At 64.0% G+C, this 25346-nt stretch carries 25 protein-coding genes; 14 read left to right on the forward strand and 11 right to left on the reverse strand.

Features of this window, described 5'->3' with window-relative positions; all coding sequences use genetic code 11:
• Nucleotide 1 precedes the first annotated feature (1 nt).
• The 3 genes from R4P47_RS18490 to R4P47_RS18500 all read right to left on the reverse strand — a co-directional run bounded on the left by R4P47_RS18490 (nucleotide 2) and on the right by R4P47_RS18500 (nucleotide 2654).
• Nucleotides 2–865: an alpha/beta hydrolase gene (locus tag R4P47_RS18490; protein ID WP_317785389.1), complete on the reverse strand. Its 864-nt coding sequence runs from the start codon at nucleotides 863–865 to the stop codon at nucleotides 2–4.
• A gap of 47 nt (nucleotides 866–912) precedes the next feature.
• Nucleotides 913–1209: an antibiotic biosynthesis monooxygenase gene (locus R4P47_RS18495; RefSeq protein ID WP_317785390.1), complete on the reverse strand. Its 297-nt coding sequence runs from the start codon at nucleotides 1207–1209 to the stop codon at nucleotides 913–915.
• A 68-nt stretch (nucleotides 1210–1277) separates the two neighbouring features.
• Nucleotides 1278–2654 carry an NAD-dependent succinate-semialdehyde dehydrogenase gene (locus R4P47_RS18500; protein ID WP_300515063.1) on the reverse strand — a complete coding sequence of 459 codons (1377 nt, stop codon included), beginning with the start codon at nucleotides 2652–2654 and terminating at the stop codon, nucleotides 1278–1280.
• Nucleotides 2655–2894: 240 nt separating this feature from the next.
• Here R4P47_RS18500 and R4P47_RS18505 point away from each other — a divergent pair, with 240 nt between their 5' ends.
• Complete coding sequence (locus R4P47_RS18505) at nucleotides 2895–5132, forward strand: NADP-dependent isocitrate dehydrogenase (protein ID WP_300515060.1); 2238 nt, start codon at nucleotides 2895–2897, stop codon at nucleotides 5130–5132.
• Nucleotides 5133–5294: 162 nt separating this feature from the next.
• Here the strand turns inward: R4P47_RS18505 and R4P47_RS18510 are convergent, their stop codons facing one another.
• The gene (locus tag R4P47_RS18510) at nucleotides 5295–6188 is read right to left on the reverse strand and encodes a LysR family transcriptional regulator (RefSeq protein ID WP_317785391.1); all 894 of its coding nucleotides are present in this window, start codon (nucleotides 6186–6188) and stop codon (nucleotides 5295–5297) included.
• Between the two features lie 82 nt (nucleotides 6189–6270).
• On the opposite strand from R4P47_RS18510, the gene R4P47_RS18515 reads away from it, so the two are divergent.
• The 3 genes from R4P47_RS18515 to R4P47_RS18525 are packed head-to-tail and all read left to right on the forward strand — an operon-like array spanning nucleotide 6271 to nucleotide 9364.
• The gene (locus tag R4P47_RS18515; protein WP_317785392.1) at nucleotides 6271–7704 is read left to right on the forward strand and encodes a CitMHS family transporter; all 1434 of its coding nucleotides are present in this window, start codon (nucleotides 6271–6273) and stop codon (nucleotides 7702–7704) included.
• Entirely contained in the window at nucleotides 7701–9053 is a 1353-nt protein-coding gene (locus tag R4P47_RS18520) for an acyclic terpene utilization AtuA family protein (protein WP_317785393.1), read from the forward strand. Before R4P47_RS18515 ends, R4P47_RS18520 begins: the two co-directional genes overlap by 4 nt.
• Complete coding sequence (locus R4P47_RS18525; protein ID WP_317785394.1) at nucleotides 9050–9364, forward strand: hypothetical protein; 315 nt, start codon at nucleotides 9050–9052, stop codon at nucleotides 9362–9364. The genes R4P47_RS18520 and R4P47_RS18525 overlap by 4 nt, the downstream gene beginning before the upstream one ends.
• Here the strand turns inward: R4P47_RS18525 and R4P47_RS18530 are convergent.
• Entirely contained in the window at nucleotides 9361–10194 is an 834-nt protein-coding gene (locus tag R4P47_RS18530; RefSeq protein WP_317785395.1) for an adenylate/guanylate cyclase domain-containing protein, read from the reverse strand. The two genes, R4P47_RS18525 and R4P47_RS18530, sit on opposite strands and share 4 nt — an antisense overlap.
• Nucleotides 10191–11171, reverse strand: a complete 981-nt coding sequence (locus tag R4P47_RS18535; protein ID WP_317785396.1) for a GlxA family transcriptional regulator — start codon at nucleotides 11169–11171, stop codon at nucleotides 10191–10193. Before R4P47_RS18535 ends, R4P47_RS18530 begins: the two co-directional genes overlap by 4 nt.
• Nucleotides 11172–11295: 124 nt before the next feature.
• Here R4P47_RS18535 and R4P47_RS18540 point away from each other — a divergent pair, with 124 nt between their 5' ends.
• The 5 genes from R4P47_RS18540 (at nucleotide 11296) to R4P47_RS18560 (ending at nucleotide 15145) form a co-directional block, all read left to right on the forward strand.
• Entirely contained in the window at nucleotides 11296–11928 is a 633-nt protein-coding gene (locus tag R4P47_RS18540; RefSeq protein WP_317785397.1) for an isochorismatase family protein, read from the forward strand.
• Between the two features lie 20 nt (nucleotides 11929–11948).
• Nucleotides 11949–12368 carry a hypothetical protein gene (locus R4P47_RS18545; RefSeq protein ID WP_317785398.1) on the forward strand — a complete coding sequence of 140 codons (420 nt, stop codon included), beginning with the start codon at nucleotides 11949–11951 and terminating at the stop codon, nucleotides 12366–12368.
• Nucleotides 12369–12380: 12 nt separating this feature from the next.
• Nucleotides 12381–13367: an alpha/beta fold hydrolase gene (locus R4P47_RS18550; protein ID WP_317785399.1), complete on the forward strand. Its 987-nt coding sequence runs from the start codon at nucleotides 12381–12383 to the stop codon at nucleotides 13365–13367.
• A 7-nt stretch (nucleotides 13368–13374) separates the two neighbouring features.
• A complete protein-coding gene (locus R4P47_RS18555) occupies nucleotides 13375–14031 on the forward strand; it encodes a nitroreductase family protein (protein WP_317785400.1) in 657 nt (218 codons plus the stop codon).
• A 109-nt stretch (nucleotides 14032–14140) separates the two neighbouring features.
• Entirely contained in the window at nucleotides 14141–15145 is a 1005-nt protein-coding gene (locus R4P47_RS18560) for an HNH endonuclease (protein WP_317785401.1), read from the forward strand.
• Between the two features lie 9 nt (nucleotides 15146–15154).
• On the opposite strand, the gene R4P47_RS18565 is transcribed toward R4P47_RS18560, so the two are convergent.
• Nucleotides 15155–16222 carry a ParB/Srx family N-terminal domain-containing protein gene (locus R4P47_RS18565; RefSeq protein WP_317785402.1) on the reverse strand — a complete coding sequence of 356 codons (1068 nt, stop codon included), beginning with the start codon at nucleotides 16220–16222 and terminating at the stop codon, nucleotides 15155–15157.
• A gap of 107 nt (nucleotides 16223–16329) precedes the next feature.
• Nucleotides 16330–16860, reverse strand: coding sequence for a GNAT family N-acetyltransferase (locus tag R4P47_RS18570; RefSeq protein ID WP_317785403.1), 531 nt, complete (start codon nucleotides 16858–16860; stop codon nucleotides 16330–16332).
• Between the two features lie 115 nt (nucleotides 16861–16975).
• On the opposite strand from R4P47_RS18570, the gene R4P47_RS18575 reads away from it, so the two are divergent.
• The 5 genes from R4P47_RS18575 to R4P47_RS18595 all read left to right on the forward strand — a co-directional run bounded on the left by R4P47_RS18575 (nucleotide 16976) and on the right by R4P47_RS18595 (nucleotide 21946).
• The gene (locus R4P47_RS18575; RefSeq protein WP_317785404.1) at nucleotides 16976–17836 is read left to right on the forward strand and encodes an ABC transporter permease; all 861 of its coding nucleotides are present in this window, start codon (nucleotides 16976–16978) and stop codon (nucleotides 17834–17836) included.
• Between the two features lie 3 nt (nucleotides 17837–17839).
• Nucleotides 17840–18559, forward strand: coding sequence for an ABC transporter ATP-binding protein (locus tag R4P47_RS18580; RefSeq protein WP_411567352.1), 720 nt, complete (start codon nucleotides 17840–17842; stop codon nucleotides 18557–18559).
• A 37-nt stretch (nucleotides 18560–18596) separates the two neighbouring features.
• A complete protein-coding gene (locus R4P47_RS18585) occupies nucleotides 18597–19643 on the forward strand; it encodes an ABC transporter substrate-binding protein (protein WP_317785405.1) in 1047 nt (348 codons plus the stop codon).
• Nucleotides 19644–19672: 29 nt separating this feature from the next.
• Nucleotides 19673–20776, forward strand: a complete 1104-nt coding sequence (locus R4P47_RS18590) for an LLM class flavin-dependent oxidoreductase (protein ID WP_300515014.1) — start codon at nucleotides 19673–19675, stop codon at nucleotides 20774–20776.
• Between the two features lie 138 nt (nucleotides 20777–20914).
• Complete coding sequence (locus tag R4P47_RS18595; protein ID WP_300515012.1) at nucleotides 20915–21946, forward strand: zinc-binding dehydrogenase; 1032 nt, start codon at nucleotides 20915–20917, stop codon at nucleotides 21944–21946.
• A gap of 67 nt (nucleotides 21947–22013) precedes the next feature.
• Here R4P47_RS18595 and R4P47_RS18600 read toward each other — a convergent pair whose 3' ends face one another.
• From R4P47_RS18600 to R4P47_RS18610, 3 genes are read right to left on the reverse strand one after another with little or no spacing between them, the layout of a single operon-like run.
• On the reverse strand, nucleotides 22014–23147 hold the full coding sequence (locus R4P47_RS18600) for a serine hydrolase domain-containing protein (RefSeq protein WP_317785406.1): 1134 nt from the start codon (nucleotides 23145–23147) through the stop codon (nucleotides 22014–22016).
• Nucleotides 23137–23763 (reverse strand): TetR/AcrR family transcriptional regulator, encoded by a 627-nt coding sequence (locus R4P47_RS18605; protein ID WP_317785407.1) that lies wholly within the window; start codon nucleotides 23761–23763, stop codon nucleotides 23137–23139. Before R4P47_RS18605 ends, R4P47_RS18600 begins: the two co-directional genes overlap by 11 nt.
• A complete protein-coding gene (locus tag R4P47_RS18610; protein WP_317785408.1) occupies nucleotides 23760–25322 on the reverse strand; it encodes a class I adenylate-forming enzyme family protein in 1563 nt (520 codons plus the stop codon). The genes R4P47_RS18605 and R4P47_RS18610 overlap by 4 nt, the downstream gene beginning before the upstream one ends.
• Between the last annotated feature and the right edge of the window lie 24 nt (nucleotides 25323–25346).

Consider the following 25346-nt stretch of genomic DNA (forward strand, 5'->3'; position numbering starts at 1 on the left):
TCTATCCGGCGCGGTCGGTGAGCCAGCCGATGATGTTCGCGGTGACCTCGTCCCGGTTGGTCTCGTTGAGGATTTCGTGGCGGGCACCGGGGTAGAGGGTGACGGTGACGTCGCTCATTCCGGCCTCGCGGTATCGGGCAGCGAGGGTCTCGATCAACTGTCCGCCCCCGGCGAGCGGGTCGTCGGTTCCCGAGGTGATGAGCAGCGGGAGATCGGAACGGATCTGCTCGAGGTTGTGCGGGTCGGCGAGCTTGTCGGCCTCACCGAACAACGCGGGGACCGTCGATTCCGGGAGGTCGAAGCCGCACAGCGGGTCGGCTACGTAGGCGTCCACTTCGGCCTCGTCGCGGCTGAGCCACTCGTACCCGGTGCGGTGCTCGAAGGCGGCGTTGAACACGCTCAGGTCACCGGCTGGGGCGTCGGCCATTCCGGCGGCGAGGATGTTCAGCGTGGTCGAGCCCGACAGCACCACACCCTCGTACAGATCGGATCGTTCGATCAGAACATGCTGCGCGGCAAACGATCCCATGGAATGCGCGAACAGGAACAGTGGTAGGTCGGGATATTCGTTCAGCAGCGACTCGCCCAACTGCTCGATGTCGGCCCACAAACCCGCGAACGCTGCTGCACCGAAATCGCCGGGGGTGTCGACGATCGACTCTCCGTGTCCGCGATGATCGGACGCCACGACGTGGAAGCCGGCGTCGTTCAACGCTGCGGCGAAGCGGGCGTAGCGGCTGCCGTGCTCGGCGAGTCCGTGCGCGATCTGTACGACGCCGCGAGCCGGGTCTGCGGACGTCGCCCAGACGTAGGTACTGATCTCGGTGTCGTCCTGCTTGGATACGAACGACGAAGCATTGGCCACTGGTGACTCCTCGAAACGGCGATGGGGACGAGAATCGAACTTATCTCCTACGCCCTGAGCCTCGGAGCGAAATGCTCGACGACGGGGAAGGGTTCGTAGAAATGATGCAGCAGCGTCTTCCACTTCTGGTACTCGTCGGACTTCCTGAAGCCCTCGGTGTGGTCTTCGAGGCATTCCCATTCGACCAGCAGTAGATACGTATTCGGCTGCTCGACGCCCCGCGACAGTGTCAGATTCACGAACCCCGGCATCGAGGAGATGATCGATTTCGCGTCGGCGAACGCGGCCTCGAAGTCGTCGGTTCGATCGGGGACGACGTGCAGCAGAGCATGTTCGACGATCATCGGGACAGTATGACCGCGGCATGACGAAGCTCCCCGGGCAACTGCCCGGGGAGCCTTGCCAACAGGATCTACTTCGCGGAGACGCGCACGAGCTTCTTGTTCACGAACTCGTCCATGCCCCACGGTCCCAGCTCACGGCCGACGCCGGAGCGCTTGACTCCGCCGAACGGCAGGCCGGGCAGCGTGGTGCCGTGTTCGTTGACGAAGGCCATGCCCACTTCGAGCTGCTCGGCGACGTCACGGGCCTTGTCCAGGTCGGCGCTCCACACCGAGCCGCTCAGGCCGTAGGCCGAGGAGTTCGCCAATTCGATTGCCTGCTGCGGGCTTTCGACCTTGTAGATCACCGCTGCCGGTCCGAACAGCTCCTCGCTGTACGCACGCATGTCCGGGGTGACGTCGGTCAGCAACGTCGGCTGTACAAATGCACCCGGTCCGTCGATCTTCTTGCCGCCGGTCAGCAAGGTTGCGCCCTTGGCGACGGCGTCGTCGATCTGTTCGATCAACGTGTCGGCTGCGGTCTGCGACGACAGCGGGCCGAGAGTGGTGTTCGCGTCCAACGGATCGCCCGTCTGCACTGCCTCGAACGATGCGGTGAGCTTGGTGACGAAGTCGTCGTAGAACTCCTCGGCGACGAGGATGCGCTTGGCGGCGTTGCACGCCTGGCCTGCGTTGGACAATCGTGCCCGGGTTGCGGACTCGACGGTGGCATCCATGTCGTCGGAGTCGAGCATGATGAACACGTCCGAGCCGCCGAGTTCGAGCACGACCTTCTTGAGGTTGCGTCCGGCGGTTTCGGCAACCGAGGTTCCGGCCCGCTCGCTACCGGTGAGCGAGACACCCTGCACGCGTGGGTCGGCGATCATCTCGGCGATCTGATCGTTGGTCGCGAAGATGTTGATGTACGCGTCCTGGGGGAGTCCGGCCTGTTGGAAGATCTCCTCCATCAGCAGAGCCGACTGCGGGCAGTTCGGTGCGTGCTTGAGCAGAATCGTGTTGCCCACCATCAGGTTCGGGCCGGCGAAGCGGGCCACCTGGTAGTACGGGAAGTTCCACGGCATGACGCCGACGAGCGCGCCCACCGGCTTGCGCTGCAGCACAGTGTCTTCCGCGCCGGGGACGTCCAGCTTCTCGTCCTCGAGCAGCACAGGACCGTTGTCGGCATAGTAGTGGTAGATGTTCGACGACAGCTCCACCTCACCCTGGGATTCGGTGAGCGGCTTGCCCATTTCGAGCGAGATGGCCCGCGCCAGTTCGTCCGAACGTTCGGTGTAGAGATCGGCGACCTTGTGCAGAATTTCGGCGCGGTGCTTCGGTGAGGTCTTGCGCCACGTCTGGAATCCGGCGTGTGCGTCGGCCAGTGCGCGCTCGACGCCGGCCGCATCGAGAGTTTCGAATTCCTTGACAGTTGTGCCGTCGGCAGGATTGACAGTTTTGTAGGTCGTCATATTCGGTTCAACGGTCGGGGAGGGGTCCGTTGTTCCGATCCGGGCAAATCGGATGCTCCGACGGTGGTCAGAGGCGGGGCAGGGGTAGGCGGCGAAAACCTTTGAGCGCCCTACCGGTCGGTAACTTGGAACCGCCGATGGAGTGATACCCCACTGGCACGCACAGCGGCGGGTTCAAAGATTAAAGTCGACGGTGGACGCATCCAAAAGACGACGTTGAAACTGAGGCAAAGGCGAAACATGACTGCGAAGAAGCCGACCATCATCTATACCCTGACCGACGAGGCGCCCATGCTGGCGACTCACGCGTTTCTGCCGGTCATACGTTCTTTCGCCAGCGCGGCCGAGATCAACGTCGAGTCGAGTGACATCTCCGTTGCCAACCGCATCCTCGCCGAGTTCCCCGACTACCTCAACGAAGACCAGCGAGTGACCGACAACCTCGCCGAGCTGGGCAAGCTGACGCAGCTGCCCGAGACCAACATCATCAAGCTGCCCAACATCAGCGCGTCGGTTCCGCAGCTGCTCGCTGCCATCAAGGAACTGCAGGACAAGGGCTACGCGATCCCCGACTTCCCCGGCAATCCGAAGACGGACGAAGAGCGCGAGATCCGCGAGCGTTACACCAAGTGCCTCGGTAGCGCGGTCAATCCTGTTCTGCGTGAAGGCAACTCGGATCGCCGCGCGCCGAAGGCCGTCAAGGAATTCGCCCGCAAGCACCCGCACAGTATGACCGAGTGGTCGATGGCGTCGCGCACCCACGTCGCGCACATGCGCGAGGGCGATTTCTACCACGGCGAGAAGTCGACGGTCGTCGACGGTGACCGTGAGATCAAGATGGAGCTGCTGCCCGCCGACGGCGAGCCGATCGTGCTCAAGGAGACGGTCTCGCTCACCGACGGTGACGTCATCGACTCGATGTTCATGAGCAAGAAGGCACTCCTCGACTTCTACGAGCACGAGATGCAGGACGCCTACGACACCGGCGTCATGTTCTCCCTGCACGTCAAGGCGACCATGATGCGGGTCTCGCACCCCATCGTGTTCGGCCACGCTGTGCGCGTGTTCTACAAGGACGCGTTCGCCAAGCACAACGAGCTCTTCGAAGAGCTGGGCGTCAACGTCAACAACGGCCTCTCGGACCTGTACACCAAGATCGAGACGCTCCCGGCGTCCAAGCGCGACGAGATCATCGAAGACCTGCACAAGTGTCACGAGACCCGTCCGGAGCTCGCGATGGTCGACTCCGCCCGCGGCATCTCGAACTTCCACTCGCCAAGCGACGTCATCGTCGACGCATCCATGCCCGCGATGATTCGCGCCGGCGGCAAGATGTGGGGAGCGGACGGACGTCCCAAGGACACCAAGGCCGTCAACCCCGAGTCGACGTTCTCCCGGATCTACCAGGAGATGGTGAACTTCTGCAAGACCAACGGCCAGTTCGACCCGACGACGATGGGCACCGTTCCCAACGTCGGTTTGATGGCGCAGAAGGCCGAGGAGTACGGCTCGCACGACAAGACCTTCGAGGTGCCGAAGGCAGGCGTCGCGAACATCACCGACAAGGCCACCGGCGAGGTACTGCTGACGCAGACCGTCGAAGAGGGCGACATCTGGCGTCTGTGCATCGTCAAGGATGCCCCGATCCAGGACTGGGTAAAGCTCGCCGTCACGCGTGCGCGTGAATCCGGAATGCCGGTCGTCTTCTGGCTCGACCCGTACCGCCCGCACGAGAACGAGCTCATCGGCAAGGTGCGCAAGTACCTGAAGGATCACGACACCGAGGGCCTCGACATCCAGATCATGTCGCAGGTGCGTGCGATCCGGTACACGATGGAGCGTCTGGTCCGCGGACTCGACACCATCTCCGCGACGGGCAACATCCTGCGCGACTACCTCACCGACCTGTTCCCGATCCTCGAACTCGGCACCAGCGCCAAGATGCTCTCCATCGTTCCGCTGATGGCAGGCGGCGGACTGTACGAGACGGGTGCAGGCGGCTCGGCTCCCAAGCACGTCAAGCAGCTCATCGAGGAGAACCACCTGCGGTGGGATTCGCTCGGCGAATTCCTGGCTCTGGCCGTGAGCCTCGAAGACCTCGGCACCAAGACCGGCGACGTCAAGGCGACCATCCTCGCCAAGGCACTCGACTCCGCCACCGGCAAGCTGCTCGAGAACAGCAAGGGCCCGTCGCGCTCGACCGGTGAACTCGACAACCGTGGCAGCCAGTTCTACCTCGCCCTCTACTGGGCGCAGGAACTCGCCGAGCAGACCGAGGACGCCGAACTGGCCAAGCACTTCGCCGCACTGGCGAAGACGCTTGCGGAGAACGAGGAGAAAATCGTCTCCGAGCTCAACGAGGTCCAGGGCACGGCAGTCGACATCGGCGGCTACTACTACCCCGACCCCGAAGCCACCGCTGCAGTGATGCGTCCGTCCAAGACCTTCAACGAGGCTCTGGAGTCGGCGAAGAAGTAGTTTTCTCTGCTCCACCCTCATCGAATGAATGGTCCATTCACGCGCTCAGACGTGTTGAATGGACCATTCATTCGTTCTGGGGTGCAACAGAATTCGGTCCACCATCCACCCTGGTCTGAATCAATGTGACTTTCACGCGCTCAGACGTCGTGAATGGACCATTCATTCGTTCAAGGCGGGCACCAAAATATCGAGAAACGCCGTACAGCTCGCACTTTGGCGACGCCCCGGCAGCTGGACGACGGAGATGGTCCGGTGGATGGTCGGCTCGATAGGCAGGTAGATCAGGTTCGCGAACGACATCATCGGCACCACCAACTCCGGGATGACGGTGATGCCGAGTCCCGCGGCGGTCAGGCCGGCCACAGCGGCCACATTGTGCGCCTGAACCGACGGTCCGACATCGACTCCCGCGTTTTCCAGCGCCAGTCGCACATGCGAGGCGATGCTGGATTCGGGGCCGAAGGCGATGAACGGCTCGTCGGCGAGGTCGGTCCACCTCAAGCTCTTGCGCTGCGCCAGAACGTGACTCGGTGGTAGCGCGCATACGAACGCGTCGGCGCTGACCGTCGTACGCATCAGGTCGTTCGCTCGACCCGAGGCCGCCACCACTGCGAAATCCACGGAACCGTCGCGGACGGAGGCCACCACGTCGTCGCGCAGACCGTCCTTGATGTGCACCGAGACTTCGGGATGACTACTGCGAAAGTCCACGATGTACGGCGGGAGGAACGTAGCCGCGATCGAGGGCAGGCACGCGATGGTGACGGTTCCGCGGTCGCCCGAGACGAATCGTCCGATCTGCTCCAGGCCATCATCGAACTCGAGCAATACCCGACGGGCATAAGCCGTCACCTCGTGTCCATCGCCGGTGAGGTCGACGCTGCGGGTGGTGCGGACGAACAGTCGCACGCCCAGGCGGCGTTCGGCCTCGGCAACGGTGCGGCTCAGGTTCGGCTGGGATACCCCCAGGGACGCCGCTGCCGAGGTGAAGCTCGCGAGATCGGCCAGCGCCACGATGGCCCGTAGGTGCGCAATACCGATATTGATGCTCACAGCGAATGAATGTATACCCAACTGATGTTGGACCGCGTAAGTGATCTGCACAACACTCGTCGTATTCGATGAAGGAGATCACATGCTGTCACTACTCGGCTTCGGGACGATTGCCATCATCCTGCTGCTGTTGTTCACCCAACGCGTTGCGGCGATCGTCGCGCTTGCAGGTGTCCCGCTGGCTGCGGCGTTCCTGGCCGGCAACTCGCCATCCGAGGTGGCCGGGTTCGTCAAGGACGGACTCGGTGGCGTGGTGGGCGTCGCGGCGATGTTCCTCTTCGCGATCGTGTTCTTCGGGATCATGCGCGACGCTGGACTGTTCGATCCCATCATCGCCCGCATCGTGCGCTGGGCAGGTAGTGCCCCGCCGACCGTGGCAGTCGCGACCACTGCCCTCGCCGTGGTGGCTCACCTCGACGGCGCCGGCGCGACCACGTTCCTCATCGCCGTCCCCGCCATGCTCCCGATCTACGAACGCCTCGGTATGAGCCGGCTCGTCCTGGCCACCTGCGTCGGTCTCGGTGCCGGAGTGATGAACATGGTCCCCTGGGGTGGTCCGACGGCTCGCGCTGCAGCAACGTTGGGTATCGACGCCAACGAACTGTGGGTCCCGTTGATTCCTGCGCAGATCGCCGGAGTCGTCTTCGCACTGGGCGTCGCCTACTACCTGGGTCGGCGTGAGCGGACCCGCCTGGCCAAGGTCGCCGCGGGCGATGCGTCGGCCGTCGTGGAGGAGTCGACGGCGCGAGTCGCCGAACGCATGTCCGTTGGATCAGGGGATACCGGATCCGCAGTCGGTGACGCGAACGAGGAGCCCGGCAGCCCGTCGACCGGTGGCGACGATGCGGACGGTCCGGCAACCGCGTCGAGTGACCGAGCACTGCTGCGACCGAAGTTGTTCTGGGTCAACGCCTTCTTGGTAATCGCGACGTTGGCTGCGTTGATCGCCGCCATCGCCCCTCCGGAGACGTGCTTCATCATCGCCACTATCGTGGCGCTTCTCGTCAACTATCGCGGAATGAAGGCCCAGTCCGCCCGCATCGAGGCCCACGCTGTCGGCGCGATGCTGATGGTCGGCACGTTGTTGGCTGCAGGGGTACTTCTCGGTGTGCTCGACGGCAGCGGCATGATCGAGTCCATGGCGGTCAGCGCAGCGAATGCCATTCCGGACGCTATGGCCCCCGCCTTGCCACTTATCGTCGGCGTGTTCGCCGTCCCGATGAGCCTGATCTTCGGGCCGGACGCCTACTACTTCGGCGTGCTGCCGGTCCTCATCGAGGTAGGTGACCAATTCGGCGTCAGCGCAATCGATCTGGCGCAGGCCTCGATCATCGGTGAGGAAACGGTCGGATTCCCGATCAGCCCGATGACCGGCGCGTTCTACCTTCTGGTGGGTCTCGCGAAAGTCGACATCGGCAAGCACATTCGGCACACGTTGGGGTGGGCGTGGCTGATCAGTCTCGGCATGCTCGGCGTTGCAATGGCCACCGGCGCGATCCCGCTGTGGTCGTCATGAGCGCCCGCGGAACCGTCCGGTTGGGTGCCGGCGCAGGTTTTGCCGGCGATCGCATCGACCCGGCGCAGATCTTGGCCGAGCGGGGCGAGCTCGACTATCTGATCTTCGAGTGCCTCGGAGAGCGGACGGTGGCGACAGGGCAGGCCCGGAAATTGCTCGATCCCACGGCGGGCTACGACCCACTGTCGGCAGCGCGGATGCGCGCAGTTCTCGGGGCGACGACCGAGCAGGCCATCACCGTCGTCACGAACTCAGGGGCAGCGAATCCTGTTGCGGCAGCGTCCGTTGTCGCGCGTGTGGCCGAGCAGGTCTGCTCACATTCAGTACGTATCGCTGCCGTCACCGGCGACGACGTACTGGACGCGGTGCGCCGGATCGACCCGGTGGTGTGGGAGACCGGTCGACCGCTGTCGGAGCATTCCGAGGAACTCGTATCGGCCAACGCCTACATCGGTGCCGATGCGGTACTGCCTGCCCTCGACGTCGGTGCCGACGTGGTCGTCACCGGCCGTCTCGCCGATCCGGCGCTGTATCTCGCACCTCTGATGCACGAGTTCGGTTGGGCCGGGCAGGATTGGGAGACGCTCGGTGCAGGGACCGCCGTCGGACATCTTCTCGAATGCGCGGGCCAACTGACCGGTGGCTATTTCGCAGATCCGGTCACCAAGCCGGTGCAGGGTCTGGCGAATCTGGGCTTTCCGTTCGGGGACGTACGTGCCGACGGCACAGCCGAATTCGGCAAGGTCGACGGTACCGGCGGGGAGCTGACGCGTCGAACGTGCGCCGAGCAATTGCTGTACGAGGTCGGCGATCCCGCCAGATATCTGACGCCGGACGTGACCGCCGATTTCACCGGAGTCTCGTTCGAGACCGTCGGACCCGATCGGGTGGCGGTGTCCGGGGCGACGGGCCGCACGCGGCCAGAGGAGCTGAAAGTGACCCTCGGATTCCGGGGCGGTTGGCTCGGTGAGGGGCAGATCAGCTACGCGGGTCCGCGCTCGCTGCAACGCGCCGAGCTCGCCGGAGAGATTGTGCAGCAACGACTGTGGGAGGTGCACGGTATATCCGCCGAGAACGTGGGCATCGAGTACATCGGTGCGGGCGCTGCATTCCGCGGACTCGTCGCCCCCACCGATGTCCCTGAAGTACGACTGCGCGTGACCGCAAAGGTGCCCGACGCCGAAACTGCGGCTCTCGTCGGCTGGGAAGTCGAGAGTCTTTACACCAACGGCCCTGCGGGCGGCGGTGGCGCACGGAGCAGCAGCACCGAGGTGCTCGCCATCAGATCGTGTCTGATTCCACGTGCACAGGTGACGACCGCCGTGCACATCACGGAGGTGACGGTATGAGGACTGTCGACGATCTCGCCGACGTGCGAACCGGGGACAAGGGCGACACTCTCATTCTTGCTGTCTTCCCGCGGACCGACGAAAGCTACGATGTGCTGACTCGCACTATGACTGTCGAGGCCGTCGCTGCGCATTTTGCGCCGCTGGTCACGGGAGAGGTACGCCGAACCGACATGCCCCTGGTCTCCGGACTGGTGTTCGAGCTACCCGGCGTACTCGGTGGGGGAGTGACGGGTAGCCCGGTGCTCGACGGACACGGCAAATGCCTGAGCTACCACCTGCTGAGTATGACTGTGCCCGAGCAGATCTAGTCGAGTTGCTTGACTTCAGCATCCGGCAGCACCGGCAATGTCACCGGGTACAACTGAAAAGTTCCGCTCATTCCCTTGAGTTCGACGTCACGCGGTGTCCCGAGGCTCAGGTCATGCGCCCTGTCGATGGCGTTGCGCACCGGTTCGCTGACCAGGATTTCGCCGCCGTCGGCTTGGTTCGCCACTCGTGCCGCCATGGCTACGTTGAGTCCGAACAGGTCGTCACCTCGACGCACCGAGCTGCCGACGTGCACGCCCATACGGACGCGAATGCGGTCCCAGCGATCCGGGTTCTTCAGCAGCGCTTCCTGCACCTTCACCCCGCAGCGCACTGCCTGGGCCGGGTCGGAGAAGGCGATCATGTAGCCGTCGCCCTGGCTTTTCACCACGTGACCGCCGTGGTCGTCGACGTGTTTGCGGATCAACTTGTTGTGCTTCTCGAGCAGCTTCACCCAGCTGCGGTCGCCTAGTTCCTCGTTGCGGGCGGTGGATCCCTCGATGTCGGAGAACATCACGACGATGTCCCCGTCGGCGGTCATGCGCGCGAGGTCGGGGCGTTCCACCTTCGCCCAGCCGGCGAGGTCCTCGACGGAGTTGCGGACCGTTGCGCCGAAGCCCTTGTTGATGAGTAAGTCCGTGGTGTGGAAGGCGGTTCTGATCGCGAAGGGCACGATGCCGCGTCGCTTACGGCGTTGCTGCGATTCGAGAGCGCGGTCCAGTGCACGACGTGTGTGCTTCAGCTTTCGACGCGAGACGATCAAGACCACACCGAGCGCGATGATGGCAGCGAGCTCTACTCCGGCAACTATCCACAGGATCACGTCGCTCATCTTTGCCTGTCGACGATGCTCGTGGTTGCACAACCGACCGCGAACTGCCGTCGGTAGGCCGTCGGTGTCACCGCGAAGGCTGAGCGGAAGTTCTGACGCAAAGTGACGGCGCTGCCGAATCCGCACAGCGATGCGATGTTCTCGACGCTGCGATCGGTGGTCTCGAGCAGGCTCTTGGCCTCGTTCAGTCGCTTCTCCAATACCCAACGGGCGGGGGTGGACCCTGTCTCGAGGTGGAACTGGCGGATGAAGCTGCGTCGGCTCATGCGTGCATGTTCGGCCAGTCGCTCGATCGGCAAGGGCTCGTCCAGTCTTTCGAAGGCCCAGCTCAGCACGTCGGCAATCGCGGTAACTCCGGATGCCTCCGTGACCGGACGCTCGATGTACTGGGCCTGGCCACCGTCGCGATGGGGTGCGACCACCAGACTGCGCGCCACCCGGGTCGCCGCCGCCGAACCGAGATGTTTGCGCACGATGTGCAGGCAGGAATCGATCGACGACGCGGTGCCCGCAGACGTCATCACGTCGCCGTGATCGATGTAGAGCACCGACTCGTCGACGCCGGCGTGTGAATTTCGCTCCCGCAGTTCGGTCATCTTGGTCCAATGAGTGACGGCCGGGCGGCCGGCTAGCAATCCGGTATCTGCGACGGCGAACGAACCGAGGCACAATCCTGCGATTTCCGCTCCACGCGAATGGGCGTCGCTGAGCGCCGCCGACAAGTCTTTCCCGATGTGCGGCAACGATTCCGGCCACGACGTGACGATGACGATGTCGGCCCAGTCGACGGTATCGGGGCCGGCGATCTCGCCGACCGGGAAGCCCTCCTCGGTGCGGATCGACCCGGCTCGGTCGGACCACACTCGCGTCTCCCAGTCCGGTGCGAGTCCGAGTCGAGTCACCTCGCCGAACACCATCAACGGCGCGGCGAGGTGGAACATCGTGATGCCGTCGAACGCATAGAGCGCGATTCGCATGGCTGTCTCCGATCTCCACCGTTGGCCCGAATCAATCGAAAGTATGCATCCGTGCCACTCGTGGAAGCAAGGCCGCCACCGCAGGATGAGAAGCGACCGAGATCGCCAGTCGAAGGAGAACACCATGACCGCACCACGCAGAGCATTGATCGTCATCGACGTCCAGCAGGAGTACTTCGAGGGCGTGCTGAAGATTCAGTACCCGCCTCGTGACCAGTCGTTGGCCAACATCGTCCGGGCGATCGAAGCCGCTGTGGCGCAGGATCTTCCCGTTGCGATCGTGCAGCACGAGATGCCCGACGGCGCTCCGGCGTTCGTGAAGGGCACCGCGACGTACGAGTTGCACCCCGATATTCAGGCACTGGTGCAACCCTCGTTCGAGCGGGTCGAGAAGAAGTACAGCAGCGTGTTCGCCGGAACCGGTGTCGCGAAGTGGTTGCAGGGCAACAATATCGATACCGTCACGATCGTCGGATACATGACCAACAACTGCGACCTCGCATCCAGCGCCGACGCCGAGGTGCTGGATCTGACCGTCGAAATTCTGTCCGACGCCACCGGCGCGATCAATCTCTCGAACGAGGCAGGCACCGTCTCGGCGGAGCAACTGCACAAGGCGTTGATGGTGCTGCTGCAGTCGAACTTCGCAGCGGTCGCGTCGACAGATCAGTGGATCGACGCCGTCAAGAACGGAAACGATCTGACCGCAAACAATCTGGTGGTCTCGGCAGCCCAGGGCAACGACGCGGTGGCCTGACGCTCGGTAGGCTGGCTGCGGTGACGGCACGGGCAATCACCGATGAGACATTCGGTGCGTGGGTGATCAAGTGCAATCCGCACAAGACCGATCTCGCGCCGATGGTCGACGCCGGACGTGCGCACGAGCAGTGGTGCGTTGCCGACAACTATCGAACGCGTCTGATGGCACCCGGGCAGCCAGTTCTGTTCTGGGTCAGTAGCCATCCGCGACGCGGAATCTGGGGCGCCGGCACCTTGACCGGCACCTCAGTACCGGGTCCCCAGTGGAAAATCTCGACGGACATCACGCTGTTCGACGAGCCGATTCTTGCCTCGGACATTCAGTGCATCGCGGAACTGTCGACGCTCGAGGTGTTCCGATCGCCGCAGCAATCGAATCCGTCCTGGGTCGACGTGTCCGCGTGGGCAGTGATCCGGCAGATGCTGCCTCCCGAATGATGTGATGGCGGTATGACACCGGAGGACGAGCCAACACTGCACGGAATGTTGGACGTGGGGGACGGGCAACGCATTTACTGGGAGCAATGGGGCCCCTCCGGCGGAGTCCCGGCGGTGTACCTGCACGGCGGTCCGGGTGGGACCCTGAACGCCAGCCAGTTTCGTCGTCACTTCGACCTCTCGAAAGTTTGCGCAGTCGGATTCGAGCAGCGCGGGTGCGGACGGTCCACCCCGCACGCGTCCGATCCCACGACGTCGTTGTCCACCAACACCACTGCCCATCTGATTGCCGACATCGAAGCCTTGCGAGAGCACCTCGGCGTCGAGGCGTGGATCGTCAACGGGGCATCCTGGGGATCGACTCTCGCCGTCGCCTACGCCCTTGCGCACCCGACGCGCGTCCTCGGCGTCGTCCTGGCCGCCGTCACCACGACCGGTCGTGAGGAGGTCGATTGGATCACCGAGGGCGTCGGTGCGGTCTTCCCGGAAGCCTGGGATCGTTTCGCTGCCTTCGCCGAGCAGGCCGGCGTCGGCTATCGCCGCGGTCACGGACGAATAGTCGATGCTTACGCCCAACTACTGAACTCGAACGATCTTGTGTTGCGGGACAGCGCATCCCGTGAATGGGCATTGTGGGAAGCTGTTCACATCTCGATCGGTACCGGAGGTATCAGGCGCGATCCCAGGTGGGACGATGACCGGTTCCGCCTTGCTTTCGTTCGACTGACCACGCATTACTGGTCACACGACGGGTTTTGCGATCCGCCTCTGCTCGACCGCGCCGCAGGTCTGCGCGATATCCCGGGCGTCCTGATCCATGGCAGACGCGACGTGTCCGGGCCCGCCGTCACCGCGTGGCGTCTGCACCGGGAGTGGCCCGGATCGACACTTCTCGTCGACGAGGGTGAAGGGCACGGTGGCAGGTCCATGGCCGCGCGGTGGGACGCAGCGAACGAAGAACTGGTCGACCGGGCCTCGAAGTTGCCGAATGGTGCATGATCGAGGAGTGACTTCCTTCCCGATCATCGACCTGACTCCCGACGAGCTGTTGACCACGACGCGTACCGTCCGCAAGCGCCTCGACCTGACGCGGCCGGTTCCGATGGAGCTGATCAAGGAATGTCTCGAGATCGCTCTGCAGGCACCGTCCGGCTCGAACAAGCAGGGGTGGCAGTGGATCGTCGTCACCGATCCTGATCTTCGTGCCCGCATCGGTGCGATCTACGGTGAGTTGTTCGCCGCGTACCAGGCGTCGAAGCATTCCGCGTCGGCGCTGTTCGCCGACGACCCGGAACGTGCCTCGGTGCAGAAGCGCGTCGGCGACAGTGCCGGCTGGCTCGGCGAGCACATGGGCGAGGTTCCGGTGCTGCTGATTCCGTGTATCCAGGCCGGCAAGACGCTCCCGGCCGGTAATCAAGCCGGTCTATGGGGCTCTCTCCTGCCCGCGGTGTGGAACTACGCCCTGGCTGCACGGGCGCGCGGTCTCGGAACAGCGTGGACCACAATCCATCTCGCGAAGGAAGCCGAAATCTCCGAACTGCTCGGCGTTCCCGAGGACTTCCATCAGGGTGCGTTGATTCCCACGGCGTACTACACGGGGGAGACGTTCAAGGTCGCTCCGCGGGATCCGATCGAGACAGTGCTGCACGTCGATCGCTGGTAGTTCGTAGCCGACACGGGCGGGACACGGCGAAGGCCTGGGCCCGGGCACGGGCCGACGGTCGCGAGGTACCGAATCTGTGTAGCGTGGTTGCGATGCTGCTGAGGAGCGTATGACGATCGATCCGATGGGTGCCGGGGTAGCCGCATTCATCGATCCGAGTGCCGACATGCTGCGGGATCAGTGGCTGTCGGTGCTAGCCCGCAAGGCGGTTCCACAGGGCGTGCGGCAGGTGAATTTCGTTCCTTGCGAGGTGGTTCTGTGCCACTGTGCTTCGCTGCTGATGGATCACAGCAAATACGGCAGCTCGACTGCACACAAGGCCGAATTTCCGGTGCAACACCTGTCTCGACTGTTCAGACGACCCCCGACATCGATCATTGCGAAGATGGCCAATCTCGACGGAACCCGGAGCAATGGCGGCAAGCATGAACTCGAAGTCGCTGCGCGGCTGGGCGATGTCGAACTTCTGCAGGGAATCTACCTCCGAATTCTCGATGCTGCGCGCAGCCTTGGTATCGACCGCGATCAGTTGCCGGACTTCCTCGGGCTCGAGGACGGTGAGCAGTTCGAGCTCGAAGGGCAGTACGAGCTGGATTCCAGCGATGTCGAGTCCTCGCTCGTCGATGCATTGGAAAAATGGGCTCGCGAGCGCGCTGACGTGCCGATCGCAACGACGGAGAGAATGCTGATTTCGGCGGTACGCGTGGGGCAGCACCGCTTCGCGCAGTCGGTGTTGCGAAATCATCAGCACCGCTGCGTGTTCTGCGGCATGAGCGGTGTGATCGGCGGAAAGCGTCGGCCGCGGTTGCTGGCGGCGAGCCATATCAAGCCGTGGCGAGACAGCACGAACAAAGAACGTCTCGATAGACGCAACGGTCTCACCGCGTGCCCAACCCATGACGTCGCCTTCGACACCGGACTCATCACGGTGAACAAGGATCTCAGTGTCAGTTATGCGCCTGGGATCGAGAACGACGTGAAGGTGTCACAGCCCTTGCGTCATGCGCTGGGAAAGCCCCCTCTGCACGAGAAGCTCATTCTCGGTAGAGAGTCGGTAGCTCCTGAGGTGTCGTACCTGACCTGGCATCGGGAGAACGTCTTCGTCTCGCTTTAGCGGAGGGAACTACCTGGGCAGCCCCATTTTGTACTGCAAGGCGTAGGCCACTTTGCCCGGCTTGTCGTCCGAGTACGGGGCCGACAGCTTCCCGAATTCACCCTTGGTGGCTGCCTTACCGTCGTTCCAGGCGCTCAGTGCACCGAGTTCCGCTGCGGTGCGGCCACTGTCGATCACCGCGTCTTTCGGTGCGGCGACCTGGGCGCGCGAGACCGATTCGACGGTGCTCAGGTAGTTCGCGAGGTTGTTGCTGTCCCAGCCGCTGATGTCGACTGCGCCGGAGTCGCGAACCCATGCACCCCAATAGAATTCCTGGAACGGGATGGTTCCGGGGGTGAAGCCGATGTCGCGGGCGAAGTAGGTCAGGCTGCGGTACCTGTCGTTCTGGAACTTGGCGAGTCCCACTCCCGACGGGAGTTGCTCCACCGGAACCCCGTTGCCGTCGACGTCGTAGTTCCACACCCACTTCTCGGCTTTCATCCGTGCCCAGAAATCAGCGGCGCTCAGATCGCTGAGATTCGCGACCACCCGCAGTCGGAGATGCAGATTCGGTCCACCGTCGGCCGTTTCGTAGAACGAGGTGAGCGTGTGGTGTCCGTCGGTCAGGTACGGCACGCCGCCCGCGCCGATGACGACGGTCTTCATGGGTGCGATGGTGTCGGGTGTTTCCTGGCCTACGGGCACAGTGCAGGTGAACGACGACGGATTGTCCAGTCGAGCATCGGGCAACGCGGACGCGGCCTTTTCCTGGCCGTTGGCCTCGCACCAGTCGTCGAACTTCTTGTTGATCTCGTCCTTGCCGAGCGTGTATCGACCGAGCTTGTAGTACACCTCGTCGTAACCGAGCGACGGTTGTGTCGCGCGCACCTCACCGATCGGCAGATCGAGAAGCTCACCCGCTTCGGCACATTGGTAACCGAGGCCTGACGACGATCCGGTGGGGATGAGGTCTGCGACCTGGCACAGCGGCGACGCTGTCCGGGCCGGCGCGGCAGTGGCGACAGCGCCCAGCGACGTGGACGCGAAAGAAATCAGTGCGAGTGTGCCCAGTAGGGCAGCGCTACGACGCAGGGCCATTCGTGAAACTCCTATGAGTTCGAGTGAAGTTCCCCGGAGACTGTCGCACTCCGGTCACCGGCCGATGTCGCGGAACCGAATCAGAGGTGAACGTCGCATGATGGACGTCAGCGATCCTCGCGCAACATCGCGTAGACGAGGGTGTCGGTCCATTCGCCCTTGCACCACCAGTTCTGGCGGAAGTGCGCTTCCTGGCGCATCCCGACCCGCGCGGCCAGGCGGGCAGAGGCGTCGTTCCGTCCGTCCAACTGCGCGCTGACGCGGTGTATCTGAGGTAGCGAGAACACGTGCTCGATCAATGCGTTGACCGCCTCAGTGGCGTAGCCGCGGCCGCCCACGGTGGGGGAGAACGTCCACCCGAGTTCGACGAGCGCCGGGGATCCGTCGATCAGCCACGCCTCGACGTTGCCCACCACCGTTCCCTCGTGCTCGACGACCATCGCGAGCGCCTGGGTGTGCAGTCCTGTTCGCTTCATCCGCTTGCCCACCGCAGCAACGGCATCGGCGTGCGACCATGCTTCGTGCAGTAGGTAGCGGCAGACTTCGGGATCGCTGTAGTACGCGAGAATCCCGTCCACGTCGGTGGGCTCGTACAGGCGTAGCGTCAGGCGCTCGGTATGGATGGGCTCGACGTTCATGAGAGCAATTCTGCCCGACCTAAATTCACGCTGATTCGAACCCTGGTCGTAGGCCCCGGTCTGACCGAAGGTGAGTAGTCGAACCTGCTCGCACTCAACCGGAAGGCCTGTACCCATGGTCGTGACGTCGTACGCCGTTCCCGCGGCACCCGTGGACACGCGTGTCAGCGACGTTCCCAATGGCGGACCCGCATATGTTACGCCGAAACAGTCGGTGTGGCAGCGGTACCGATGGACCGTCGTGCGCGTTCTCTCACCCGTCGCCCTCCTCGTCCTGTGGCAGATTGCCAGTGCTGCCGGAGTTCTCTCCGAACGAGTACTGCCAGCACCGTCATTGATCTTCGACGCCGGTCTGGAATTGCTGCGCAACGGTGAATTGGCCGACGCCCTGGCCATTTCCGGAACGCGCGTTGTCCAGGGACTCCTGCTCGGCGGTGTGATCGGGGTGGCGCTCGGTGCGCTCGTCGGATTGTCGAAGCTCGCCGAAGCAACTGTCGATCCACCGCTGCAGATGCTGCGCGCGCTGCCGCACCTCGGCCTCATCCCGCTGTTCATTCTGTGGTTCGGGATCGGCGAGACTCCCAAGATCCTGCTCGTCGCTCTGGGAGTCGCGTTTCCGCTGTACCTCAACACGTTCTCGGCAATCCGTCAGATCGATCGCGACTTCCTCGACACGGCCGTCGTACTCGGTTTCTCGTGGCGTCAGCGGTTCACCACCATCATCCTGCCCAGCATCGCCCCGCAACTGCTGGTGGGACTGAGGCAGTCGCTGGCCATTGCGTGGTTGTCGCTGATCGTGGCCGAGCAGATCAATGCCGAATCCGGGCTCGGCTACATCATCAACAATGCGCGGGATTTCCTGCGTGTGGACACCATCATCTTCGGGCTCGTCGTCTACGCGCTGATGGGAATCGCCACCGACGGCATCGTGCGAATCCTCGAAAAACGAGCCCTCCGTTACCGATTGGATGCCTGATTCATGACTACGACAACCACGTCCGTCGCCTCCCTGCGTGGAATCGACAAGTTCTACGGCTCCAGCCACGTGTTGCAGGGCATCGACCTGTCCATCGAACGCGGCGAGATCGTCTCGCTGGTCGGACGATCCGGCTCCGGCAAGTCGACCATCCTGCGTGTCCTGGCAGGGCTCTCGACGGATCACACAGGGGAGCGGCACGTCGCCGGCAATCCCGCGGTGGCGTTCCAGGAACCACGGCTGTTTCCGTGGCGGTCGGTTCGCCAGAATGTGTCCTACGGTCTCAACACCGCAGGCGTCACTGGCAACGACGCGCTGACCGCGGCGGATGCGACCCTCGACGAGGTCGGGCTCGCGGACAAGCGAGACGCATGGCCGATGACGTTGTCCGGTGGGCAAGCTCAGCGCGCTGCGCTGGCGCGGGCGTTGGTGGGGGAGCCGGAACTGCTGCTTCTCGACGAACCGTTCGGGGCGCTCGACGCACTCACGCGACTGACCATGCAGTCTCTTCTCCTCGACCTGTGGGGGCGGCACGGCTTCGGCATCCTGCTGGTCACCCACGACGTCGACGAGGCAATCGCGTTGGGGGACAGGGTGGTGGTGCTCGACGGGGGTGCCGTGGCCGAGACCGTCCACGTCGACCTGCCTCGTTCCCGCGACCGGGGAACAGCCGGATTCTCTCGCATTCGCACTCACTTGCTCGGTGCCCTCGGCGTCCACTGACGCCATCAATTTCACTGATAAGAAGGATCTTTCACGTATGTCGTCACACGCTCGTTCCCGATCACTGCGCGCCGTCGGGATACTCGCTGCCCTGTCTCTGACGGTCGTTGGACTCACCGGTTGTGTCTCCCGTGGCAGCGACACCACAGCCACCGCAGCGCCCGAACTCGTCTCCAACGACCAACTCGCCACGGTCACCCTCGACGTCGGCGACCAGAAGGGCGGCACCGAGGCACTGCTTCGCGCATCGGGTGAGCTCGACTCGGCTCCCTACGATGTCGCGTTCTCCACCTTCACTTCCGGTCCGCCTCAGGTGGAGGCCGCAACGGCAGGGCAGATCGACTTCGCGGTCACGGGCAACACGCCTCCGGTGTTCGGAGTCGCAGCCAACGCGCGCATCAAGGTCGTCTCCGCCTACACCAACGATGCGAGTGGCGATCAGATTCTCGTGCCTGCCGATTCGACTCTCGCATCGTTCGCAGACCTGCGGGGCAAGAAGATCGCAGTGGGCAAAGGAAGTTCGGCACACGGCCATGTGCTGCTGCAGTTGCAGAAAGCCGGCTTGACCACCGACGACGTCCAGTTGGTGTTCCTCCAGCCTGCGGATGCGCTGACGGCATTCACCTCGGGTGAGGTCGATGCGTGGGCGATCTGGGATCCGTTCACCGCGATCGCGCAGGTCCAGAACGGCTCGAAGACACTGACCACCGCCGAGGGCGTTGCCAACGGTTACGGATTCGGCATCGCCTCACAGCAGGCTCTGGACGATCCGGCGAAGAACACGGCGTTGCAGGACTTCGTGGTTCGTCTGGCCAAAGCCTCGGCCTGGGCTGAGAAGAATCCGGCCGAGTGGGCGTCGGCGTACTCCGCCGCCGTCGGCATCGACCCCGCCGCAGGCGAATTGGCGCAGGGACGAAGCCAACGACCCGCAATTGCTCTGGACGACACTGTGATCGAGTCCGAGCAGGCGCTCTTCGATGCATTCGTCGAGAGCGGAAGCATCCCCGGTGGCAACACGTTCGCGGACTTCGTCGACACGCGTTACAACGACGCCATCGCAGACGCATCCGACGCCACCAACTGATCACCCACCACGTTCTAGGAGTTCCACTCGTGACCGCACGCATCTTCTGGTTTCTTCCCACCGCAGGCGACGGACGCTCCATCGTCGGCGCGTCCCACGCATCCGGCAATCTCCGCGAACCCGCCGGCTTTCGTCGCCCGTCGCTTCGCTATCTCACCGAGGTGGCCCAGGCCGCGGACCGACTCGATTTCGAGGGCGTGCTGACTCCGACGGGAACGTGGTGCGAGGACGCCTGGTTGACCACAGCCGCGTTGTTGCAGAGCACCCGTCGGCTGAAGTTCCTCGTTGCCTTCCGTCCCGGCCTCACGCCGCCCACGTTGGCGGCGCAGCAGGCCGCGACGTTGCAGCGGTTCTCGGAGGGGCGAGTGCTGTTCAATATCGTCACAGGCGGCGACGACGTCGAACAGCGTCGTTTCGGGGACTGGGCCGACCACGATCGGCGCTACGCGCGCACGGACGAGTTTCTCGGACTCGTCCGCCGAATCTGGACCGAGACCTCGGTCGATCACGAAGGCGAGTTCTTCAAGGTTGCCGATGCGAGAGTCTCCGAGGCACCGGATCCGTTGCCCGAGTTCTGGTTCGGTGGCTCCTCCGATCCCGCGCTGGCCGTCGCCGCGAAGCATGTACAGACGTACCTGACGTGGGGTGAGCCGCCGGCCGACGCCCGCGCGAAGATCGAGAAAGTACAGGCGTTGGCAGATGCCGAGGGCCGCAAGCTGACCTACGGCATCCGCCTGCACACCATCAGTCGCGACACCTCCGAGGAAGCCTGGGCCGTCGCGCAGAAGCTCCTCGACGAGCTTCCCGAGGAACAGGTGTCTGCGGCGCACGCGCTGCACTCGTCGTCGCAGTCCGAGGGACAGCGCCGAATGGCTGCACTGCACGGCGGCAGCAAGGACTCGCTCGAGATTTACCCGAATCTGTGGGCCGGTGTCGGCCTGGTTCGCGGCGGTGCCGGGACGGCGTTGGTCGGTTCGCACGAGGAGGTCGCGAACCTCATCGGGGAATACCACGATGCCGGGTTCGACGAGTTCATTCTCTCGGGCTACCCGCATCTGGAGGAGGCGTATCACTTCGCTGAAGGTGTTCGACCCATCCTCGACGCGCGAGGAATCACCGTTCCCGCCAGATAGATTCGCGCGCCGTCGCCGGTTTCGACATCGCCTGCTGGATCGACAGTGCGACTTCGGAGACCGACGACCACCGCTGCCCCGATTACGGCGGTGGCCGTCCCGTACTCTGAACATGCGCACTACGAGAGACGAGATGGCATGAAAGCACTGGTATTCCGCGAGTACGGCGGCCCCGAAGTCCTCAAGATCGAGGAGCTTCCGGATCCGAATCCGGGATTCGGTGAAGTGGTGGTCGATCTGAAGGCGACCGCGCTCAACCACGTCGACATCGATGTGCGCGAGGGCGTCTCGCGCTTCGACTTCGCGATGCCTCACACCTTGGGCCTGGAGGGTGCCGGCGTTATCTCCTTGGTCGGCGACGGTGTGGATCCCGCTCGGATCGGCGAGCGCGTAGCGGTCTCGTACATCCGCACCTGCGGCCACTGCGAGTGGTGTCAACGGGGCATGGAGAACATCTGCGTCAACCGCAAACTGCTCGGCGAGCACATACCGGGCACGTACGCGCAGAAGATCCTGACACCCGCCGACCATTGCCTGACACTTCCCGATACCGTCGACTTCGGTGAGGCGGCGGCCTCACTCAGTGCGTTCGGCACCGCCTGGCACGCGCTCATGATCCGCGCCGAGGTGAAGTTGGGAGAGACCGTGCTGATCCATTCGATCGGGGGTGGCGTCGCATCGGCTGCACTTCAGATCTGCAAGGCTGCCGGCGCGACCGTGATCGGTACGGCCAGCCGAGACGACAAGTTGTCTCAGGCGACCGCTGACGGTGCCGATCACGTCATCAATTACACGACAACCAATGTGCGCAACGCCGTCGACGAGATCACCGGGGGCCGAGGGGTCGAGCTGGTCTTCGACGGCGTAGGAGGGACGGCCTTCACCGAGTCGATGTTCATGCTGCGCCCGTACGGCCGTCTGGTGTCGATCGGTGCTCACGCGGGAGAAGTCGTCGAGTTCGACATCATCGAGTTCTTCCGCCGCCAGATCTCCTACATCTCTTCGCATACCCAGACGCGCGACGAGATGCGTACTGTGCTCGATCTCGTCGGCAAGGGGGTGTTGCGCCCGCGTATCAACTCGCGTTATGCCCTGGATCGCGCCGGGGAAGCGCACGAGGAGCTGGCTGCGCGTACCGCCTACGGGAAGATCATCCTCGACATCGATTGAGGAGAGCGTTGGTGGACGCGATGCCGTCTCACCTTCAGCAGGCACGCCCTGGACCCGCTGAGTGCAGTCAGCCGATCGCCTCGTACACCGCGCGCACGTACTGCTCCGCCCGGTCGGAACCGATGATTCCCGGCCCCATTCGGTTCATGACGTAGGAGATGGTCAGCTTCGACTCCGGGTGCATTACGGTCAGGGATCCACCCCATCCGCCCCAGAAGCAGATCTTCCCGTCAGGGATGTAGGGCACCGATTCCTGTTGTGGCAAAGCGAAACCCAGGCCGAAGCGCAACGGGATGCCCAGGGCGAGATCGACTCCGTTGGACTGCTCCTCGAAGATCGAATCGATCGCGCCGGGGCTCAGCAGGTGTACGCCGTCGACGGTGCCGCCTCGGGAAATGACCGACAGGATTCTCGCGACCGATCGTGCATTGCCGTGCCCGTTCAACGCGCCCATGTCCGCGGCACGCCATGCCGGCGTATTCGCGGAGGAGGCCTGCACCAATGGGCCGAGGAACGTCTTGCGACGCACCATCGTCGGATCGGGCGCGGCATCATCGGTCGGCGGGGGCGGTGGAACGACGTCGGCGATCCGGGACCGGTCGGACTCGGCGGCACCGATCTGGAAGTCGGCTCCGAGCGGACCGGCAACCTCGTCGGCGACGAACTGCCGCAGCGACTTTCCGGTGACACGACGGACGACTTCTCCGATCAGGTGGCCTTGGCTGGCCGCGTGATACCCCGACGTGGTGCGTGAGTCCCACCACGGAGCCTGTGCAGCCAGACGCGAGGTCGACAGCTCCCAGTCGTAGAGGTCCTGTTCGCTGAACGGTCGATCCCAGCCGGAGACGCCGGAGGTGTGCGACAACAGGTGCCGAACCGCGATGTCCTGCTTGCCGGCGGCTGCGAACTCGGGCCAGTAGGTCGCGACCGGCGCATCCGGATCGAGCTGTCCACGGTCGATGAGCATCAGCGCCGCCAGACACGTCACCATCTTCGTCGTCGACCACACGTTGGTGATCGTGTCCGCCTCCCACGGCAGGCGGCGCTCGGTATCTCGGTAGCCACCCCACAGATCGACCGCGGTATGGCCGTCGATGTCGACCACGATGGACGCGCCGAGTTCTGCCCCGCTGTCGACGTTGGCGGCCAATGCGTCGCGCACCCCCACGAAGCGGGGGTCGCAGTGACCGTCAATTGCCATGTGATGCACCGAGAATTCGGTGGACCGCCAGCTCGACGTAACCGTCGGCGACGTCCTCGATGCTCAGTTCGCCGCCGTCGTGGAACCAATTGCTGATGCCGTTGAGCATGTCGGTCAGAGCAAACGACGCGAGACGCGCATCCGGGACGGTGAATTCACCACTGCGCATTCCGGCGGTGATCACGTCGCGGACGCGTCGTTGGTACTGGCGGCGGTAATCCTCGATGACAGTGCGATGCTCGGGTGTAAGGGAGGCGAGTTCGTGCAGGCCGACGATGTACTCCACCCGTCGCCGATTCAGATGCACCAGGTGCGCCCGCACCAGAGACGACAGGCGCTCGGTGGGGGTTCCGGCCGCGTCGAGCAGTGGCAGATTTTCCTCGGCCGGTTCCTGGGTGACCGTCAGACAGATCGCGAACAGGATGTCTTCCTTGGACGGGAAGTGGTGGTAGAGGCTGGCACCCTTGATGCCGACGGCGTCGGCGATATCGCGCATCCCCACGTTCGAGTAGCCCTCACGCGCAAAGATATTCGCGGCGTTGGCCACGATGTCGTCTCGCCGTTGGCGCGTACGGATCTGGCGAGGCAGTGGACTCACATCAGCCGGCTGCGTCATACGGTCTCCTCGACCGCCGCCAGCATCCGCAGTTCACGCTTGAGGATCTTGCCCTGCGGGTCGACGGGTAGTTCGGCCACGATGTGCACCGACTTCGGTGCCTTGTACGACGCCAACTCGGTGCGGCAGAACTCGATGATGGCGGCCGGGTCGGCGGTCACCCCGTCGCGCGCGATGACGAAGGCGGTCACGGCCTCGGACCAGTACGGGTCGGGAACTCCGACGACGGCGGCGCGCAGCACGTCCGGGTGCGTGTGGATGGTGCGTTCCACTTCCTGCGACGACACGTTCATTCCTCCCGACTTGATCATGTCCTTCATCCGATCGTAGAAGAACAGGTTGCCGTTGGCGTCGATGCGCACCATGTCGCCGGTGTGCACCCATCCGTCTCGGAACACCTCGGCGGTGCGTTCGGGGTCCTTGAAGTAGCCGAGCATCACCGACGGAGTGCGGCAGAGCAATTCACCGATCTCGCTCTCGTTGCCCGCAGGGTCGACCACCTTGATCTCCAGGTGGGTGACGGGCTTGCCGATCCACGACGCGTCGCCGTCGGGAATGTCGTCGAGTGTCGAGAACCAGCCGACCGAGCCCAGCTGCGAGAGTTCCGACTGTCCCCAGTAGGTGCCCCAGATGGCCTCGGGTGCCGCGGCGGCCCAGGCGCTGATCGTGTGCGGTGACACCTGGCCACCGTAGGTGAGGCAGCGTCGAACCTGGCTCACGGCCTCGGGGCCGAACTGCGCATCACGGGCCAAGGCCAGATAGAACGTCGGCGTCTGCGCAATGACGGAGATCTTCTCGGCGGCGATGATGCGCAGTGATAGAGCCGGGTCGACTGTCGCGGGCAGGACGAGGGTGGCACCCATCAGCGTGAGGGTGGTCATCGAGCCGAGTCCGGCGATGGTGTGGAAGGGCATGACGAACAGCCAGGTGTCCTCCGGACCGGTTCGCAGGCCCCAGCTCCACGCGGGCGCGGTGGAGATCAGGAAGTTGCGGTGCGGAATCATGACGCCCTTGGGAGCCGCTTCGGTTCCGGAGGTGTAGATAACCATCGCGACGTCGTTCTCGTCCATCTCGACGTCGGGCTCGGTGGACGGGGTGTTCGCCGTCAGCGCGGCGTATTCGGGGCCGAACATCACCAGGGTGGTGGTGTCCGGCTTCACCGAGGAGATGATCTCGGCGTAGGCCGGATCGGCCACCACCACAGTCGGTTCCGCGTGTTCGAGTTGGTGCTTCACCTCGGCCGCGCGATACATCACGTTGATGCCGGTGAAGGCCGCTCCCGCTTTGAGCGTGCCGTAGTACGCCACCACCACGTCGACGCTGTTGCGTGCCATCGATGCGACGCGGTCGCCCGCGGTCACTCCGAGATCGACCAGCAGGTTGGCGAACTGGTTTGCGCGCGAGTCGAGTTCGCCGTACGTGGTGACCTCGCGGGTGCCGTCCGCTGCGTAGCTGATGAACGCGACCTTGTTCGGCTGCGTCCGCGCATGGCGACGAAGTTGATCGCCGATGGTGGCGCGGCCGATGGGGGAGCGATGGTGGATGGCGGTACCGGGCACGGCGGACTCCTTCAGATGCTGTGA

The organism is Rhodococcus sp. IEGM 1370, assembly GCF_033142325.1.
GTDB lineage: Bacteria > Actinomycetota > Actinomycetes > Mycobacteriales > Mycobacteriaceae > Rhodococcoides.

Bases quoted from the DNA above. Each gene is read 5' to 3' on its own strand.
- R4P47_RS18495 (WP_317785390.1), bottom strand. From the start codon at position 1,209: ATGATCGTCGAACATGCTCTGCTGCACGTCGTCCCCGATCGAACCGAC.
- R4P47_RS18500 (WP_300515063.1), bottom strand. From the start codon at position 2,654: ATGACGACCTACAAAACTGTCAATCCTGCCGACGGCACAACTGTCAAG.
- R4P47_RS18505 (WP_300515060.1), top strand. From the start codon at position 2,895: ATGACTGCGAAGAAGCCGACCATCATCTATACCCTGACCGACGAGGCG.
- R4P47_RS18515 (WP_317785392.1), top strand. From the start codon at position 6,271: ATGCTGTCACTACTCGGCTTCGGGACGATTGCCATCATCCTGCTGCTG.
- R4P47_RS18520 (WP_317785393.1), top strand. From the start codon at position 7,701: ATGAGCGCCCGCGGAACCGTCCGGTTGGGTGCCGGCGCAGGTTTTGCC.
- R4P47_RS18525 (WP_317785394.1), top strand. From the start codon at position 9,050: ATGAGGACTGTCGACGATCTCGCCGACGTGCGAACCGGGGACAAGGGC.
- R4P47_RS18530 (WP_317785395.1), bottom strand. From the start codon at position 10,194: ATGAGCGACGTGATCCTGTGGATAGTTGCCGGAGTAGAGCTCGCTGCC.
- R4P47_RS18535 (WP_317785396.1), bottom strand. From the start codon at position 11,171: ATGCGAATCGCGCTCTATGCGTTCGACGGCATCACGATGTTCCACCTC.
- R4P47_RS18540 (WP_317785397.1), top strand. From the start codon at position 11,296: ATGACCGCACCACGCAGAGCATTGATCGTCATCGACGTCCAGCAGGAG.
- R4P47_RS18550 (WP_317785399.1), top strand. From the start codon at position 12,381: ATGACACCGGAGGACGAGCCAACACTGCACGGAATGTTGGACGTGGGG.
- R4P47_RS18560 (WP_317785401.1), top strand. From the start codon at position 14,141: ATGACGATCGATCCGATGGGTGCCGGGGTAGCCGCATTCATCGATCCG.
- R4P47_RS18565 (WP_317785402.1), bottom strand. From the start codon at position 16,222: ATGGCCCTGCGTCGTAGCGCTGCCCTACTGGGCACACTCGCACTGATT.
- R4P47_RS18570 (WP_317785403.1), bottom strand. From the start codon at position 16,860: ATGAACGTCGAGCCCATCCATACCGAGCGCCTGACGCTACGCCTGTAC.
- R4P47_RS18575 (WP_317785404.1), top strand. From the start codon at position 16,976: ATGGTCGTGACGTCGTACGCCGTTCCCGCGGCACCCGTGGACACGCGT.
- R4P47_RS18580 (WP_411567352.1), top strand. From the start codon at position 17,840: ATGACTACGACAACCACGTCCGTCGCCTCCCTGCGTGGAATCGACAAG.
- R4P47_RS18585 (WP_317785405.1), top strand. From the start codon at position 18,597: ATGTCGTCACACGCTCGTTCCCGATCACTGCGCGCCGTCGGGATACTC.
- R4P47_RS18595 (WP_300515012.1), top strand. From the start codon at position 20,915: ATGAAAGCACTGGTATTCCGCGAGTACGGCGGCCCCGAAGTCCTCAAG.
- R4P47_RS18600 (WP_317785406.1), bottom strand. From the start codon at position 23,147: ATGGCAATTGACGGTCACTGCGACCCCCGCTTCGTGGGGGTGCGCGAC.
- R4P47_RS18605 (WP_317785407.1), bottom strand. From the start codon at position 23,763: ATGACGCAGCCGGCTGATGTGAGTCCACTGCCTCGCCAGATCCGTACG.